Here is a 17353-nt window from a genome sequence, read left to right on the forward strand (position 1 = left end):
TTACTAATATGTTATTTTACGCTAAAAACAGATTTTCGTATAGCGCAAAACGCCTAAAAAAAGTTATTTTTTCTAAATTGTGATAAAATAGTTTCGAACGCGTTTAATAATGCGATTTTTGCGCGCCGAAAATTTACTAAAAGTGGGGGAATAAAAATGTCTAATTTAACTAAAATCCAAGAAGCGCTAGGTAAGGAAAAGATAGAAGCGGCTCTTGTCACAAGTGAATTTAATAGAAGGTATGTATCAGGTTTCACTGGAACAAGCGGTGTAGCACTTATTTTGCCGGAAAAAGCTTATTTTGTAACTGATTTCAGATATACAGAACAAGCGGCAAAACAAGCAGAAGGATACGAAATCGTGCAACATACTGGTCCGATTTTTGATACAGTGGAAGATTTACTAATTAAACACGATACAAAAACTTTACACTTTGAAGCGGATTATGTAACCGTATCTGAATTTAAACAAATGGAGCGCGTATTTAATCGTCAATTGATTCCGCTAACTGGTTTCTTTGAAGAAATGCGTAAAGTAAAAACTGCAAGCGAACTAAAAGCTATTCGTACAGCTTGTGATATCGCTGACGCTGCTTTTGCACACATCATTAAATTCATTAAACCAGGCATGGCGGAAATCGAAGTATCGAATGAGCTAGAATTCTTTATGAGACGTGCGGGAGCTACTTCCTCTTCTTTTGATACCATCGTTGCGTCAGGTGTTCGTTCTGCACTACCACACGGCGTTGCATCGGATAAAAAAATCGAAGTTGGTGATTTTGTCACAATGGATTACGGTTGTTATTATGATGGATACTGCTCAGATATGACAAGAACAATCGCGATTGGTGAACCTGCTGAAAAATTAAAAGAAATCTATCAAATCACTTTAGGTGCACAATTAAAAGTAATCGATAGCTTAAAACCAGGCATGACTGGAATTGAAGCGGATGCGATTGCGCGTGATTATATTGCTTCTTTCGGATACGGCGATGCGTTTGGTCACTCATTAGGTCACGGTATTGGACTAGAAATTCACGAAGGACCAAACTTATCATTCAAAAGCCCACAAAAATTAGAAGTTGGTCATGTCGTTACAGATGAACCGGGAATTTATTTGCCGGGAATTGGCGGCGTTAGAATTGAAGATGATTTATTAATTACAGAAACAGGTAATGAGATCCTTACCCATTCAACAAAAGAATTAATTATTTTATAAAATTCCTTTGTAACTTTGCTTATTTTATGGTTAAATAAGGAAGAATGAGCGTATTTTTAAGCTCCCAAATAAAAGATATTTTTCAAATTACAGGAGGATAAACATGATTTCAGTAAATGATTTTCGGACAGGTTTAACGATAGAAGTAGACAACGGTATTTGGCGCGTGCTAGATTTCCAACATGTAAAACCAGGTAAAGGTGCAGCATTCGTGCGTTCCAAACTACGTAATCTTCGTACTGGGGCAATTCAAGAAAAAACATTCCGTGGCGGCGAAAAAGTAGCAAAAGCACAAATCGATAACCGCAAAATGGCTTATTTATATGCTGATGGAACGAATCATGTTTTCATGGATAACGAATCTTATGAACAAATTGAACTTCCAGAAACACAAATTGCACATGAGCTTAAATTCCTAAAAGAAAATATGGAAATTAATATCGTTATGTACCAAGGCGAAACAATCGGAATCGACTTACCTAACACAGTAGAATTAGTTGTTGCGGCAACTGATCCTGGAATTAAAGGTGATACATCTTCAGGTGGTTCTAAACCAGCTACATTAGAAACAGGGCTTGTTGTACAAGTACCATTTTTCGTTAATGAAGGTGACAAACTAGTTATCAATACAACCGAAGCAGCGTATGTTTCTCGGGCGTAAGAAAGAATCGCTTACTACAGCTGGAGTTAATTCTTCAGCTGTTTTTCTATTTATGAGCGCTTCCAGTACACCTTTTGAATAAAAAGTATGGTACAATAAGGACAATGCGTGATTAATGCAATTTTATATTTTTAGTATTATTAAGGAGTGTAATTGAAGATGTTATCAATAGATGAAATTAAACAGCTTATCGAGCTGATTGACGAATCAACCCTAGATGAATTTGAGTTAGAAACGAAAGATAGTAAGATTTTGCTTAAAAAGAATAAAACAGTTGTAACCCAAGCTGTACAAGAAACAGCAGTTGTTGCGCCAGTTCAAGCAGCACCAGTGGCTCCTGTCCAAGCGGCAGCACCTCAAGTAGAAGCAAGTGCAGCAGAAGATACGAACTTGGAAGTAATTACATCCCCAATGGTTGGGACTTTCTATGCATCTGCTTCACCAGAAGATGCTAATTTTGTTAGCGTTGGATCTAAAGTATCCGCACAATCCGTTGTATGTATTGTAGAAGCGATGAAATTATTCAATGAAATTACTGCTGATATCGACGGAGAAATCGCAGAAGTGCTTGTTTCAAGTGGCGAATTAGTCGAATTTGGACAACCACTTTTCAAAGTTAGAAAAAAATAAGGGGTCGAAAAACATGATTAAAAAAGTACTGGTAGCGAACCGTGGAGAAATCGCTGTCCGTATCATTCGCGCTGCAAAAGAACTTGGAGTGGAGACAGTGGCGATTTATTCGGAAGCAGATAGAGAAGCGCTACATATTCAGCTAGCGGATGAAGCTTATTGTGTAGGTCCCGCGGCAACAAAAGATAGTTATTTAAATATGTCCAACATTATTAGCCTTGCTGTTTTAACGAACTGTGATGCTATTCATCCTGGTTACGGTTTCTTAGCCGAAAATGCAGATTTCGCGGAACTATGCGAAGACTGTAATATTACTTTTATCGGACCAAGTGCTGCCGCTATTTCGCAAATGGGAACAAAAGACGTTGCCCGCGAAACAATGCGTAAAGCAGGCGTTCCAATCGTTCCTGGTTCACAAGGAATCGTTGCGGATGTGGAAGATGGTAAAAAAATCGCCAAGAAAATTGGATATCCGGTTATCATCAAAGCAACAGCTGGCGGTGGCGGTAAAGGTATTCGTGTAGCCGAAAATGAAGAGAAATTAATCTCTGGTATTCATACGACACAACAAGAAGCTGAAGCAGCATTTGGTGATCCAGGTGTTTATCTGGAAAAATATATTCAAGATTTCCGCCATGTAGAAATTCAAGTGCTTGCCGATAACCATGGCAATGTCATTCATCTAGGGGAACGTGATTGTAGTATTCAACGTCGCTTACAAAAGCTAATTGAAGAATCGCCATCACCTGCTATTGATGAAAAAACACGTCAAAAAATGGGTAAAGCGGCCGTTAAAGCTGCCAAAGCCGTGAATTATTCTGGTGCAGGAACAATTGAATTTATTTATGATCATCATGAAAATAATTTCTACTTTATGGAAATGAATACTCGAATCCAAGTAGAACACCCTGTAACAGAGCTTGTAACGGGCATTGATTTAGTGAAACAACAATTTTTAGTTGCCTCAGGTGAAGAGCTGGAAATTAAACAAGCAGATGTGAAATTAACAGGTTGGGCAATGGAATGTCGGATTAACGCTGAAAATCCGGAGAAAAACTTTATGCCAGCTCCAGGAGAAATTAAGTTTTATCTTCCTCCAGGCGGTTTAGGTGTCCGAATTGACTCAGCAGCATATCCAAACTACAAAATCCCGCCATTTTATGATTCGATGATCGCTAAAGTAATTTGTTATGCGGAAACACGTGAAGAAGTTATTCAAAAAATGAAACGAGCGTTGTCGGAATTTGCCATTGATGGTATTCCTTCAACCATTCCATTCCATTTACGCGTGTTAGATAATGATGTATTTTTATCAGGCGACTTCAATACGAAATTCTTGGAGCAAAACGATGTAATGAACCTTTCTAAGGAGGGCTAAATAATGGCTTATACAAAAGATTTGCGAAAACAAAATGATGCACCGCTTGGCAAAATTGAGATTGCACCAGAAGTAATCGGCGTAATTGCTGGTCTCGCTGCAAGTGAAATCGAAAATGTTGCTTATATGCAAGGTGGCTTCGCGACGGAAATGCGCGAAAAATTCAGTGGTGCTGTAAACTACCGTAAAGGCGTAAAAGTAGAACTAACCGAAGAAGGAATTCTAATCGAACTTTATTGTTCAGTCTTATTTGGCGCAACAATTCCACTTGTTGCTCAAAATATTCAAGATGCTGTCAGAGATACCATTTTCAATATGACTGGTTTAAATGTACTCGAAATCAACGTTCATATCGTTGGCGTACAATTTGAAAAAACAGAAACACTTTCCTTCGATGATTTTGAGCTATAAAATTCAAGGAACAAAAGGAGCAGCTTTAACATGAAAAGAAGAGAGGCGCGCGAGAAAGCACTTCAAGCACTATTCCAAATAGAGCTAAACGAAATGTCGCTAGATCAAGCAATTAAAAACATCATGGAAGACGAGCAAGACGACTATATGGAAAAATTAGTCGAAGGTGTTATGGCCAATAAAGTAGAAATTGATGCTGTCATTGAGCCTAACTTAGACAATTGGCGTATGGATCGTTTGAGTAAAGTCGATTTGTCTTTACTTCGATTGAGTGTTTATGAAATTAAGTACTTGGATGATGTGCCAAATAGAGTTAGTTTGAATGAATCCATCGAAATTGCAAAAATTTACAGTGATGAAAAATCAAGTAAATTTATTAATGGCGTACTTGCTAATATTGCACCTGAAGATAAATAAGCTTGACTGAGTGCAAGAGAATTCTCTTGCACTCCCTTATTTCGTGATTTTTTAAGGATAATTACGTGGAAAGTATTTTTAAGGGGGCAATACTCATGGGAGAAATTATTGATGGTAAAAAGCTAGCAAAAGAAATTCAAGAAAAAGTAACAAATGAAGTAGCTGAATTAGCAAAAACAGGTAAAAAACCAGGTCTTGCAGTCGTGCTCGTAGGCGACAATCAAGCATCACGTACATATGTAAGAAATAAACAAAAACGCACAGAAGAAGCAGGCATGAAGTCCGTTTTAATCGAACTTCCAGAAAATGTAACCGAAGAGAAGTTACTATCTGTCGTAGAAGAATTAAATGAAGATAAAACAATCCACGGTATTCTCGTGCAGTTACCATTACCAAAGCATATCTCAGAAGAAAAAGTAATTGATACAATTAGCTATGACAAAGATGTTGACGGTTTCCATCCAGTGAATGTAGGAAATTTATTCATTGGAAAAGATTCATTTGTTCCTTGTACGCCAGCTGGAATTATTGAACTTATAAAATCAACCGGCACTCAAATAGAAGGCAAACGCGCTGTTGTTATTGGTAGAAGTAATATTGTAGGTAAACCAGTAGCACAATTACTGTTAAATGAAAACGCGACAGTAACCATTGCGCACAGCCGTACAAAAGATTTACCACAAGTAGCGAAAGAAGCAGATATTCTTGTTGTAGCAACAGGTTTAGCTAAATTCGTGAAAAAAGATTATATCAAACCAGGTGCAATTGTTATTGATGTTGGCATGGACCGCGATGAAAACAATAAGTTATGCGGCGACGTTGACTTTGATGATGTGGTAGAAGAAGCAGGATTCATTACGCCAGTACCAGGTGGCGTGGGCCCGATGACAATTACAATGCTACTTGCTAACACATTAAAAGCAGCGAAACGCATTTGGAAAACGAATTGATTAATTGGATGTGAAATGATGGAGCAAGATAAATATTTGACGGTAGCAGCCATAACCAAATATATTGAAAAAAAGTTTGAAGTAGATCCATACATGAAACAAGTTTTTGTGCGCGGAGAAATTTCTAATTTAAAACAACCGGCGAGTGGACATCTATATTTTACGGTAAAAGATGAATTTGCGATGCTTCGTTCTGTCATGTTTCACAAAGCAGTTCAAAAGATTGGTTTTGTCCCAGAAGATGGTATGAATGTCCTAATCACAGGGCGGATTGGTGTATTTAACAAAGCCGGACGTTATCAGTTTTATGCAGAACACATGGAACCAGATGGCGTTGGGGCGCTTTATATTCAATTAGAGCAATTAAAAGCACAATTAGAAAAGGAAGGGCTTTTTGCGGAAACGCATAAAAAAGTGCTTCCTTCTTTCCCGTCCAAAGTCGCTGTAGTCACATCAAAAACGGGTGCAGCAGTTCGCGACATTCTAACAACGATTCATCGCAGAATGCCATCTGTAGAAGTGATTGTTTACCCAACGATTGTTCAAGGTGAGAAAGCGGCACAGAAAATCGTCGAAAATATTGGTAAAATTAATCAACGAAACGATATTGACGTCATGATTATCGGACGTGGTGGAGGTTCCTTGGAGGAATTATGGGCTTTTAATGAAGAACCAGTTGTTCGAGCGGTGTATGATTCCGATGTACCAGTCATCTCGGCAGTCGGGCATGAAACGGATTTTGCCCTAAGTGATTTTTCAGCTGATGTAAGAGCGGCAACACCAACTGCCGCAGCCGAACTTGCTGTCCCAGACTATCGTGATTTAGCAGAACGATTAGCAGAACGTCAATACCGATTACGAGCAGTAACAAGGCAATTATTAGAAAGAAAAGAACGTTCACTAGAGCAGCTGAAACAACATTTATTACTAAATGGTCCGAAACATCAATTAGAACAACAAATGGAACGGACAGATTATTTTGCAGAACGTTTAAATAATGCCTTTTCTAAACAAGTATTTGTTAAACAAACAGCATTCCAGCGATTAAATGATCGATTACATTACTATCACCCGAAAAAAGAAATTGAACTTCAAAAAGAACAGATTGTGTTACGCCAACAAGCCTTAGATAAAGCGATGAAACAACTTTTGAAAGATAAACAACAATCTTTCTTTAGGCAAGTCGACGCGCTAGAACATCTGAGTCCTCTTTCTTTATTGAAGCGGGGATTTGGTGTAACGTATAAAGAGAATACGCTGGTCAAATCGGTCCAAGAACTTGAAGTTGGCGATAATATCCAAGTGAAAATGCAAGGCGGACACATAGATGCACTCATTACCGCGAAGGAGGAAGATACAAGTGGCAACTAAAAAGAAAACTTTTGAAGAAGCAATTGCAGAACTAGAAACAATCGTAGAAGCGCTCGAAAATGGTAGTGCCTCACTAGAAGATTCCCTCGACATGTATCAAAAAGGAATCGAATTAACGAAATTGTGCCAAGATAAATTACAAGCAGCAGAAAAACGAATGGCAAAAGTAGTCACAGATGCAGGAGAAGAAATTCCTTTTGAAGCGGATGGTGAATAAATTTGCAAGATTTAACCTTTTTTCTAGAACAGTACAAAAAAGTAATCGATGAGTCGCTTTTTAAAGAAATAAACACACGTCATATTGAGCCTAAATTAAAAGAATCCATGTTGTATTCTGTTCAAGCAGGTGGAAAAAGAATACGGCCAATGCTTGTTTTTGCAACGTTACAAGCTTTAAAAGCAGATCCACTTTTAGGCGTAAAAACAGCAACTGCTTTAGAAATGATTCATACGTATAGCTTAATTCATGATGATTTACCGGCAATGGATAATGATGATTATCGCCGCGGGAAATGGACGAATCACAAAATTTATGGTGATGCGACGGCTATTTTAGCAGGAGATGCGTTGCTTACGCTGGCATTTTCTATTTTAGCGGAAGATGAAAATTTATCATTGGAAACACGCTTAGCTCTGATTAAGGAAATTAGTTTCAGTAGTGGCGCAGAAGGCATGGTCGGCGGACAACAAGCAGATATGGAAGCCGAAAACAAACAAGTCTCACTAGAAGAACTATCATCTATTCACGCGCGAAAAACAGGGGAATTATTAATTTTCGCAGTAACTTCTGCCGCGAAAATTGCTGAAGCTGCTCCGGAGCAAACAAAACGGTTGCGAATTTTTGCGGAAAATATTGGTATCGGTTTTCAAATTAGCGACGATATTTTAGATGTAATTGGCGATGAAACAAAAATGGGTAAAAAGACAGGGGCGGATGCTTTTCTGAATAAAAGTACCTATCCCGGATTACTCACGTTAGATGGTGCTAAAAGGGCATTAAACGAGCATGTTTCAATTGCAAAGTCAGCGCTTTCAGGACATGGTTTTGATGACGAAATTCTGTTGCAACTTGCTGATTTAATCGCACTTAGAGAAAATTAATCATAATTATCTAGTAATTTCAAAAAATTTTCACATATATAATTCAATTTGATTTGCTTTTCCTAAAATACCGTGTTATACTAATGTAAGATTATTTTTGTGGGTGAAAGATACGATTGTGAACAACTTTCCATCTCGTGCCGTTAAGCAAGAATAGTAAATAATTAGTGTGCATAACACACGAGGAGGAACATGAACATGGAACAAGGTACAGTAAAATGGTTTAACGCAGAAAAAGGATTTGGTTTTATCGAACGCGAAAACGGTGACGATGTATTCGTACATTTCAGCGCTATCCAAGGCGACGGATTCAAATCTTTAGACGAAGGTCAAGCAGTAACTTTCGACGTTGAAGAAGGCCAACGCGGACCTCAAGCAGCTAACGTTCAAAAAGCGTAATTCTATTTTTTGAATAAGAAAAAGCAAATCATTTCGGTGATTTGCTTTTTTATTTGTCTAAAACAACTTTACCTTGTTTGGTTTAACAGCAATTGTTTGCTATAATAAGAACAATTAATCGAGAAAAAAGACCTTGCACGCATTCATGCGAGCGACTCTTTGGAAAGTGAGTTGTTTTTATTTGGATCTTTTACAGATAAAGGATCCCTCCTTTATTAAACAGTTGGATATACATGAATTAGAAGCACTTGCGGCAGATATTCGCGCTTTTTTAATTACTTCTACTTCCAAATCAGGTGGGCATATTGGTCCGAACCTTGGTGTGGTAGAACTAACGATTGCGCTGCATTACACTTTTAATAGTCCGACAGATAAATTTATTTGGGATGTTGGTCACCAGTCTTATGTGCACAAAATCCTGACTGGAAGAGCGAATCAGTTTGATACATTACGCCAACACGGTGGTTTAGATGGATTTCCTAAGCGAAAAGAATCTATCCATGATGTGTTTGAAACGGGCCACAGCTCGACTTCTTTGTCAGCAGCAGCTGGAATGGTCATTGCGAGAGATATAAAAAAAGAAGACTTTTATGTAGTTCCTGTGATTGGTGATGGAGCGCTGACTGGCGGGATGGCCTTAGAAGCCTTGAATCATATAGGCGACATGGGTAAAAACATGATTGTGATTTTGAATGATAATGATATGTCGATTGCACCGAATGTGGGGGCGCTCCACAATGTACTTGGAAAATTAAGAACATCCGATAAACCCCGACAAACAGAAACAAATGCCGGTAGTACTTTTTTTGAAGAATTAGGATTTATGTACCTCGGACCAATTGATGGGCATAATTTAGAAGCTATTATTACTAACTTGGAATTGGCTAAACGCACGAAAGGTCCTGTACTCCTCCATATCGTCACGAAAAAAGGAAAAGGGTACCAACCGGCCGAATTGGACTCTCGTGGCACCTGGCATGGTACAGGGCCATACAAAGTCGAAACGGGTAGCTTTATTAAACCGATTAAGCATGCGCCGTCATGGAGTTCAATTATTAGTAATGAATTAATGCGTTTAGCAAAAACTGATGAACGCATTGTAGCGATAACTCCTGCAATGCCGGTCGGGTCTAAACTAGAAAAATTTGCGCAAGCTTTCCCGGAACGGTTTTTTGATGTTGGGATTGCCGAGCAGCATGCGACAACGATGGCGGCTGGTTTAGCAACGCAAGGAATGAAACCTTTCCTCGCCATTTATTCGACCTTTTTACAGAGAGCTTATGACCAATTAGTTCATGATGTTAGCCGGCAAAAGTTGAATGTCGTTATTGGGATTGACCGAGCTGGACTAGTTGGTGCGGACGGCGAAACACATCAAGGTATTTTTGATATTTCGTTTTTGAATAGTATTCCGAATATGACGATTGCGATGCCAAAAGATGAAATCGAAGCAAAGCAGTTAATGGATACAGCGTTTGCTTATGATGATGGACCGTTTGCAATCCGTTATCCGCGTGGAAATGGACCTGGTACAGCGTTTACTGAATCAACCGAGCTTATCCCAGTCGGACAGTGGGAAACACTTATTCAGCCGATTGACGCCGTTATTTTAACTTTTGGACCAACTATCCAATTAGCGCTTAAAGCGGCGGAACGATTAGAGGCAGAAGGGCGTCATGTTGGTATAATTAATGCGCGCTACATCAAACCGTTAGACGAAACACTTTTACACCAAATTTTAAAGCGAAAAATCCCCATTTTAACTGTCGAGGAATCATTATTAAAAGGCGGATTTGGCGCGAGTGTGTTAGAATTTATTGAAGCGAATAATTATACGGATGTTGCGATACACCGAATTGGATTACCAGATGAATTTATTAGCCATGGTTCAGTACCGCTAATACTGGAATCATTCGGCATATCGACAACTGGAATGGTATTAAAAATAAAAGAAATGCTCGCACAAAGCGAGAAGTTAAGGGCGAAGAGACTATGACAATAAAAAAAGAACGCGCAGACATTCTGCTAGTAGAACAAGGTTTATTTGAAACAAGAGAAAAAGCAAAACGCGCTATTATGGCGGGGATTGTTTATCGAAAAGAAGAACGCGTAGATAAACCGGGAGAAAAAATCCCTGTAGACAGCGAACTTCAAGTGAAAGGGAAACAAATGCCATACGTCAGTCGTGGCGGCTTAAAATTAGAAAAAGCATTGCAAGTATTTGATTTCGATGTGAAAGACAAACTGATGCTAGATATTGGTGCTTCGACAGGTGGTTTTACAGACTGCGCTTTGCAAAATGGAGCAAGACACTCGTATGCCTTAGATGTTGGCTACAATCAATTGGCGTGGAAACTGCGTAATGATGACCGAGTTACCGTGATGGAACGAACTAATTTCCGTCATGTGACACCAGCTGACTTTGCGGAAGGTTTAGCCGATTTTGCGACAATTGACGTTTCCTTTATTTCGCTCAAACTGATTTTACCAGTGCTTAGAACGGTACTTGTGACAGGCGGCGATGTGATGACGCTTATCAAACCACAATTTGAGGCTGGCCGGGAGCAAGTTGGCAAAAAAGGAATTATTCGCGATCCGGCAGTACATGCGTCTGTCGTGGAAAATATCGTTCAATTTGCGCTCGATAATGGTTATGACTTGATGGGACTTGATTTCTCGCCTATTACGGGAGGCGAAGGAAACATCGAATTTATCGCGCACCTTAAATGGACTGGCGAAGAAACTGGAACAAGCCATTTAGAAGCAGATGCGATTACAAAACTTATCGAAAAAGCACATACTAAATTAGATAAATAATGTATACCGGAAAGCAGCGATGTTTTCCGGTTTTTGCTTTTACCATGCTATTTTGGCTCGTTTTACGATGTATTTCCTATGTATAAAGTATTAAAGAAACTTTTCTTGCATAAATTTGCACTAAATCCGTGACTTTATGCGTTTTTTCGGATAAGATGTAAGTAGAAAATTATCGTGAGGTGAAGAAGGAATGAATAAAGGTCATCGTCATATTATTATTCGAGAATTGATTACATCTAATGAGATTGACACGCAAGAGGATTTAGTAGAACTTCTATTAGAACGCGATGTGAAAGTCACCCAGGCAACCGTTTCCCGTGATATTAAAGAACTTCATCTTGTCAAAGTTCCAACACAAACAGGGGGCTACAAATATAGTCTTCCTGCCGATAATAGCTTTAACCCACACCAAAAATTAAAACGCGCTTTGATTGATTGCTTTATTGGTATCGATAATGTGCAATTTATGATTATTTTAAAAGTAATGCCAGGTAACGGAAATTCCGTTGGTGCATTAATAGATAACTTGGACTGGCCAGAAAAAGCTGGAACTATTTGTGGAGATGACACTTGCTTGATCATTTGTCGCTCAGAAGAAAATGCCAAAACATTAACAGATCGTTTTATCGATATGCTTTAAAATTTGTTGGAGGTGAAAGATTTTGCTTCAAGAAATGACAATTAAAAACTTTGCTATCATCGAATCGCTTTCTTTAACTTTTCAAGAAGGGATGACGGTATTAACAGGGGAGACCGGCGCTGGTAAATCAATTATTATTGATGCGCTTGGTCTTCTTGTTGGCGGACGTGGGTCGGCTGACTTTATCCGCCACGGCGAGGAACGCTTGGAACTTCAAGGGCTATTCGGATTAGCAGAGGATAATCACGCTTGCCGCAATGCACTTTTAGAAAATGGGATAGATGCTTCGGATGATATGGTTGTCTTGGAACGTAGCTTGTTTCGTTCAGGGAAAAACAGTTGCCGAATTAACGGGAAACTCGTAACGACCGTCCTCTTGCGCCAAATTGGTTCGAAATTAATCGATATTCATAGCCAACACGAACATCAAGAATTGATGAATGAGGAGTTTCATTTATCGTTACTAGATCGTTTTGCTTCAGATAAAATCAAGCCGGCGCTAACCAAATATCAAACTAATTTTAAAGAATACCAGGCCATCGAAAAAGAATGGCAAAATTGGACGAAGAATGAGCGGGAATTAGCACAGCGACTGGATATGCTTCGTTTTCAACAACAGGAAATCGAAAATGCTAATTTGCAAGCTGGTGAAGAGGATCGCTTATTAGAACAGAAAAACATCTTAGCTAATTTTGAAAAACTAAACGAAAATTTGCAAGGAGCTTATGCGGCGATTCAAGGCGAGCCTGGTGGACTGGAGTTTGTCGGGGAAGCGATGCGCCAAATGGAAACAGCGGCCAGCATTCACACCGACTATAAAGCAGTCAGTGAGGCGATTTCGTCTAGTTACTATATGTTAGAAGACAGCATGAGCCAAATTAGACAATCACTTGACCAGCTAGAATTCCAACCAGAAGAACTGAATCAAATTGAATCGCGTTTGAATGACTTAAATCAACTAAAACGCAAATATGGTAAAACAATTGAAGATATCATTCAATACGAACAAGAAATCAGTAGCGAAATGGAAAAATTATCGGATAGTGAATCGCATGTCGGCCACTTAGAAACAAAATTAGCAACACGCAAAGCGGAACTAACCAAACAGGCGAACACGCTAACAGATATCCGTAAAAAAGCGGCGGTTATCTTAGAAAAACAAATTAAACAAGAATTAAATCAACTTTATATGGAAAAAGCCATTTTTAGTGTGCGTTTTGAAGCAAACAAAATGGAACTGACAGAATCCGGCCAAGATAGCGTCGTTTTCTACATGTCCACTAACCCAGGGGAACCGCTAAAACCGTTAGCGAAAATTGCCTCTGGCGGTGAGTTATCACGAATGATGTTAGCTTTAAAAACTATTTTCTCAAGACATCAAGGTATTACTTCCATCATTTTCGATGAAGTGGATACAGGTGTAAGTGGTCGAGTTGGTCAAGCTATCGCAGAAAAAATTTATGCGGTGTCTGTGGGATCACAAGTGCTATGTATTAGCCATTTACCACAAGTTGCTGCCATGGCGAATCACCATTACTACATTACGAAAAAAGTACAAAACAAGCGAACAACAACTTCCGTCACCGTACTTAAAGGTGAAGATAAAGTAGAGGAAATCAGTCGAATGATTGCTGGAATAGAAGTCACAGAACTAACAAAACAACATGCAAAAGAAATGATTGAACAAGCGGAAAAAGTAAAACAAACTTATTAAAAAAACGAAATTGCTTGCATATCGAATAGTTTTTGCTTAAAATGAATAAGGTAGAAATTATTACCTGGTCATAAAAACAACTACTAATTCGAAATGCGGCTTTTTTGTGCGATAAAGGAGTAATTTTTATGACAAAAAGCAGATTTTTTACAGAAGTAGCAGACACAAGCTCATTTGTTTTTGCGGTAGCAGGCGCGGATGATGAAGTTGTACTAGAAACGATTCGCCTCGCATTAAACCAAAAACTAGGTAAATTTCTTTTATTCGGTAAAAAAGAAGACAAAACGTTAACCGCGAACGAAAGCGTTACATGGATTCAAGCAGATACAGCAGAAGCGGCAGCACAAGGCGCAATTTCAGCTGTGAAAAATAAAGAAGCAGACATTTTAGTCAAAGGCTTTATTCCAACGGCTACATTGATGAGTCACGTATTAAAAAAAGAAAACGGTCTTAGAACGAACCAATTACTAAGCCAAATTGCTATTTTTGATATCCCGACTTATCATAAACCACTGCTCCTAACAGACTGCGCCATGAACGTTGCACCAAAAACCAAAGAAAAAATCGCGATTACAGAAAATGCGGTCGCGGCTGCGCATAAGATCGGCATACCAAACCCCAAAATCGCTTTGCTAAGTGCCGTGGAAGAAGTAACAGAAAAAATGCCATCCACTGTGGAAGCGCGGGACGTTGTAGCTCATTTTGGCGATACTCTAAACATCGCAGGTCCATTAGCGCTAGATGTAGCCATTTCAAAAGAAGCAGCCCTTCATAAAGGTATTACCGATAGTTCGGCTGGTGAAGCAGACATCTTAATAGCACCAAATATCGAAACAGGAAATGCGCTGTATAAATCGCTCGTATACTTTGCAGGCGCTAAGGTCGGCAGTGCAATCGTCGGCGCGAAAGTACCAATTGTTATTTCCTCGAGAAATGATACACCAGAGAATAAATTAGCTTCATTTATCTTAACCGTAAGAATGGTTGGGAAATGATGAAATAATGTGAATAGACGGACTTTAACAAACTGAATGCAAAGGCTTTTATTTGATTACGCCCTACGTGTTACAATAGTCCATGGGAAAATGATAACCTACTGCATTTTTCACAATTAAATTTGGAGGAAAGCAAATGTCTTTTGATGTTTTGACCATAAATCCTGGTTCCACGTCTACAAAACTCGCTGTTTACCAAGGCGATAAAGTACTTTTTGAAGAAACAGTCAGACACACAATGCAAGAACTAGCCGATTTTAATAATGTACAGGAACAATTTGATTTTAGATGGCAAGTTTTACGTCGAGTGATGGATGCATTTGGTTATGATGGAAAGAATTTACAAGCAGTAGTTGGTAGAGGTGGCTTACTTCGTCCAGTTGCTGGTGGTACATATATGGTTACAGAAAAAATGATAGCAGATTTAAAAGAGAATAAGTACGGAGAGCATGCCTCGAATTTAGGCGCAATGCTTGCGAAAAAACTAGCGGATGAGCTTGAAATCCCAAGTTTCATTGTCGACCCCGTTGTCGTTGATGAAATGCAGGCAATTGCCAGAGTTTCCGGGAATGCCTTTGTTGCGAGAAAAAGCATTTTCCATGCGTTGAATCATAAAGCAGCTGGTCGGAAAATTGCCAAACAACTAGGATCCGACTATGAAAAAATGAATTTCGTTATTGCTCATCTTGGTGGCGGAATTTCGGTTGCAGCCCATCGGCAAGGGGAAGCAGTTGACGTGAATAACGCCTTAGATGGAGATGGTCCTTTTAGTCCAGAACGATCTGGTTCACTTCCGATGAATGATTTTTTAGAAGCGTGCTTTAGTGGAAAGTGGACGAAACGTGAACTGCATGATTTGATTGTTGGTCGTGGTGGGATGATTTCTTACTTAGGAACCAACAGTATGCTAGATGTAGAAGCTAGGGTGAAAGCCGGTGACGAAAAAGCCATCGAAGCTTTTGACGCAATGGCCTATCAGGTTAGTAAAGAAATTGGCGCATGTTCCGTTGTCCTTCAAGGAAATATTGACGCGATTATTTTAACTGGCGGACTTGCTAGAAGTGAGCTTTTCATAAAGAAAATTACCGAGCAAATAAACTGGATAGCCAGTGTGATTATAGAACCAGGAGAAGACGAATTAGAAGCACTAAATAGCGGCGTACAACGCGTGCTCGCTGGTCTTGAAAAAGGAAAAGTGTATTAAAAGGAGGAGATAATGTGGCAACAGAATATGATGTAGTTATTCTTGGCGGGGGAACTGGCGGTTACGTCGCAGCAATCCAAGCAGCAAAGAATGGTCAAAAAGTAGCTGTCGTTGAAAAAGGAAAAGTTGGTGGGACGTGTCTTCACCGCGGCTGTATTCCAACAAAAGCCTTATTACGTTCAGCAGAAGTCCTACAAACAGTAAAAAAAGCAAGTGAATTTGGTGTTTCAGTTGAAGGAACGGCCGGAATCAACTTTTTACAAGCACAAGAAAGAAAACAACAAATCGTAGACCAACTAGAAAAAGGTATCCACCAATTATTTAAACAAGGTAAAATTGACTTGTTTGTTGGAACGGGAACGATTTTAGGACCATCGATTTTTTCACCGACTGCTGGGACAATTTCAGTTGAATTTGAAGATGGTTCTGAAAATGAAATGCTAATTCCTAAAAACTTAATTATCGCGACTGGCTCCAAACCACGCACATTAAATGGTTTAACCATCGATGAAGAACATGTTTTATCATCTGACGGCGCGCTAAACCTGGAAACTTTACCAAAATCAATTATTATTGTTGGTGGCGGAGTTATCGGGATGGAATGGGCTTCGATGATGCATGATTTTGGCGTAGAAGTTACCGTGCTAGAATATGCCGACCGAATTTTGCCAACAGAAGATAAAGAAGTGGCGAAAGAATTAGCAAGACTGTATAAAAAGAAAAAACTAAACATGCATACATCTGCTGAAGTTCAAGCAGCTAGCTATAAAAAAACCGATACCGGTGTGGAAATTAGCGCAATCATTAAAGGTGAAGAGCAGACTTTTGCAGCGGATAAAATCCTTGTTTCCGTTGGGCGCTCAGCTAACACAGAAAACATTGGTTTACAAAACACGGATATCGCGACCGAAAACGGCTTTATCCAAGTAAATGATTTTTACCAAACAAAAGAAAGTCATATTTATGCGATTGGTGACTGCATTCCAACAATCCAACTTGCGCACGTTGCCATGGAAGAAGGAACGATTGCAGCTAACCATATTGCCGGAAAAACAGCCGAAAAACTGGACTACGACTTAGTTCCACGCTGTATTTATACTTCTACAGAAATCGCAAGTGTCGGTATCACAGAAGAACAAGCGAAAGAACGCGGTCATGAAGTGAAAAAAGGTAAATTCTTCTTCCGAGGTATCGGGAAAGCGCTCGTTTACGGAGAATCAGATGGCTTCATTAAAATTATTGCAGATAAAAAGACAGATGATATATTAGGCGTCAGCATGATTGGACCGCACGTAACGGACATGATTAGCGAAGCCGCTTTAGCACAAGTTTTAAATGCAACGCCGTGGGAAGTGGGCAACACGATTCACCCGCACCCAACTTTATCAGAAAGTTTTAGAGAAGCTGCCCTTGCTGTGGATGGCAATGCAATTCACGGTTAATACAG

Annotated in this window: 18 protein-coding genes; all 18 read left to right on the forward strand. The window is 39.3% G+C overall.

Going from position 1 to position 17353, the window contains the following annotated elements:
- Positions 1-156 precede the first annotated feature (156 nt).
- The 18 genes from HCJ30_RS05600 to lpdA all read left to right on the forward strand — a co-directional run bounded on the left by HCJ30_RS05600 (position 157) and on the right by lpdA (position 17348).
- On the forward strand, positions 157-1218 hold the full coding sequence (locus tag HCJ30_RS05600) for a M24 family metallopeptidase (protein WP_185391299.1): 1062 nt from the start codon (positions 157-159) through the stop codon (positions 1216-1218).
- A gap of 103 nt (positions 1219-1321) precedes the next feature.
- Positions 1322-1879 (forward strand): elongation factor P, encoded by a 558-nt coding sequence (gene efp / locus HCJ30_RS05605; protein WP_185391300.1) that lies wholly within the window; start codon positions 1322-1324, stop codon positions 1877-1879.
- Positions 1880-2038: 159 nt separating this feature from the next.
- Positions 2039-2509 (forward strand): acetyl-CoA carboxylase biotin carboxyl carrier protein, encoded by a 471-nt coding sequence (accB, locus tag HCJ30_RS05610; RefSeq protein ID WP_185391301.1) that lies wholly within the window; start codon positions 2039-2041, stop codon positions 2507-2509.
- A 13-nt stretch (positions 2510-2522) separates the two neighbouring features.
- Positions 2523-3887, forward strand: a complete 1365-nt coding sequence (gene accC, locus HCJ30_RS05615; protein ID WP_185391302.1) for an acetyl-CoA carboxylase biotin carboxylase subunit — start codon at positions 2523-2525, stop codon at positions 3885-3887.
- Between the two features lie 3 nt (positions 3888-3890).
- Complete coding sequence (locus HCJ30_RS05620; RefSeq protein WP_003722485.1) at positions 3891-4298, forward strand: Asp23/Gls24 family envelope stress response protein; 408 nt, start codon at positions 3891-3893, stop codon at positions 4296-4298.
- Between the two features lie 30 nt (positions 4299-4328).
- Positions 4329-4715: a transcription antitermination factor NusB gene (nusB, locus tag HCJ30_RS05625; protein ID WP_185391303.1), complete on the forward strand. Its 387-nt coding sequence runs from the start codon at positions 4329-4331 to the stop codon at positions 4713-4715.
- A gap of 95 nt (positions 4716-4810) precedes the next feature.
- Positions 4811-5665, forward strand: coding sequence for a bifunctional methylenetetrahydrofolate dehydrogenase/methenyltetrahydrofolate cyclohydrolase FolD (gene folD, locus HCJ30_RS05630; protein WP_185391304.1), 855 nt, complete (start codon positions 4811-4813; stop codon positions 5663-5665).
- A gap of 18 nt (positions 5666-5683) precedes the next feature.
- Positions 5684-7036, forward strand: a complete 1353-nt coding sequence (gene xseA / locus HCJ30_RS05635; RefSeq protein ID WP_185391305.1) for an exodeoxyribonuclease VII large subunit — start codon at positions 5684-5686, stop codon at positions 7034-7036.
- Positions 7026-7253 carry an exodeoxyribonuclease VII small subunit gene (locus tag HCJ30_RS05640; protein ID WP_008947740.1) on the forward strand — a complete coding sequence of 76 codons (228 nt, stop codon included), beginning with the start codon at positions 7026-7028 and terminating at the stop codon, positions 7251-7253. Before xseA ends, HCJ30_RS05640 begins: the two co-directional genes overlap by 11 nt.
- Positions 7254-7255: 2 nt before the next feature.
- On the forward strand, positions 7256-8137 hold the full coding sequence (locus HCJ30_RS05645) for a polyprenyl synthetase family protein (protein WP_185391306.1): 882 nt from the start codon (positions 7256-7258) through the stop codon (positions 8135-8137).
- A gap of 198 nt (positions 8138-8335) precedes the next feature.
- Positions 8336-8536, forward strand: a complete 201-nt coding sequence (locus HCJ30_RS05650) for a cold-shock protein (protein WP_003719639.1) — start codon at positions 8336-8338, stop codon at positions 8534-8536.
- A gap of 166 nt (positions 8537-8702) precedes the next feature.
- On the forward strand, positions 8703-10532 hold the full coding sequence (gene dxs / locus HCJ30_RS05655; protein ID WP_185391307.1) for a 1-deoxy-D-xylulose-5-phosphate synthase: 1830 nt from the start codon (positions 8703-8705) through the stop codon (positions 10530-10532).
- Positions 10529-11353 (forward strand): TlyA family RNA methyltransferase, encoded by an 825-nt coding sequence (locus HCJ30_RS05660; RefSeq protein ID WP_185391308.1) that lies wholly within the window; start codon positions 10529-10531, stop codon positions 11351-11353. Before dxs ends, HCJ30_RS05660 begins: the two co-directional genes overlap by 4 nt.
- A gap of 190 nt (positions 11354-11543) precedes the next feature.
- Positions 11544-11993, forward strand: coding sequence for a transcriptional regulator AhrC/ArgR (gene ahrC / locus HCJ30_RS05665; RefSeq protein ID WP_003722493.1), 450 nt, complete (start codon positions 11544-11546; stop codon positions 11991-11993).
- Positions 11994-12015: 22 nt separating this feature from the next.
- Positions 12016-13707 (forward strand): DNA repair protein RecN, encoded by a 1692-nt coding sequence (gene recN / locus HCJ30_RS05670; protein WP_185391309.1) that lies wholly within the window; start codon positions 12016-12018, stop codon positions 13705-13707.
- Between the two features lie 128 nt (positions 13708-13835).
- The gene (locus HCJ30_RS05675; RefSeq protein ID WP_185391310.1) at positions 13836-14702 is read left to right on the forward strand and encodes a phosphate acyltransferase; all 867 of its coding nucleotides are present in this window, start codon (positions 13836-13838) and stop codon (positions 14700-14702) included.
- A 136-nt stretch (positions 14703-14838) separates the two neighbouring features.
- Positions 14839-15906, forward strand: a complete 1068-nt coding sequence (buk, locus tag HCJ30_RS05680; protein ID WP_185391311.1) for a butyrate kinase — start codon at positions 14839-14841, stop codon at positions 15904-15906.
- 14 nt (positions 15907-15920) lie between these two features.
- Positions 15921-17348, forward strand: coding sequence for a dihydrolipoyl dehydrogenase (gene lpdA / locus HCJ30_RS05685; RefSeq protein ID WP_185391312.1), 1428 nt, complete (start codon positions 15921-15923; stop codon positions 17346-17348).
- The last annotated feature ends 5 nt before the right edge of the window (positions 17349-17353 follow it).

It is taken from the genome of Listeria cossartiae subsp. cossartiae (assembly GCF_014224155.1).
GTDB classification, from domain to species: Bacteria; Bacillota; Bacilli; order Lactobacillales; family Listeriaceae; genus Listeria; species Listeria cossartiae.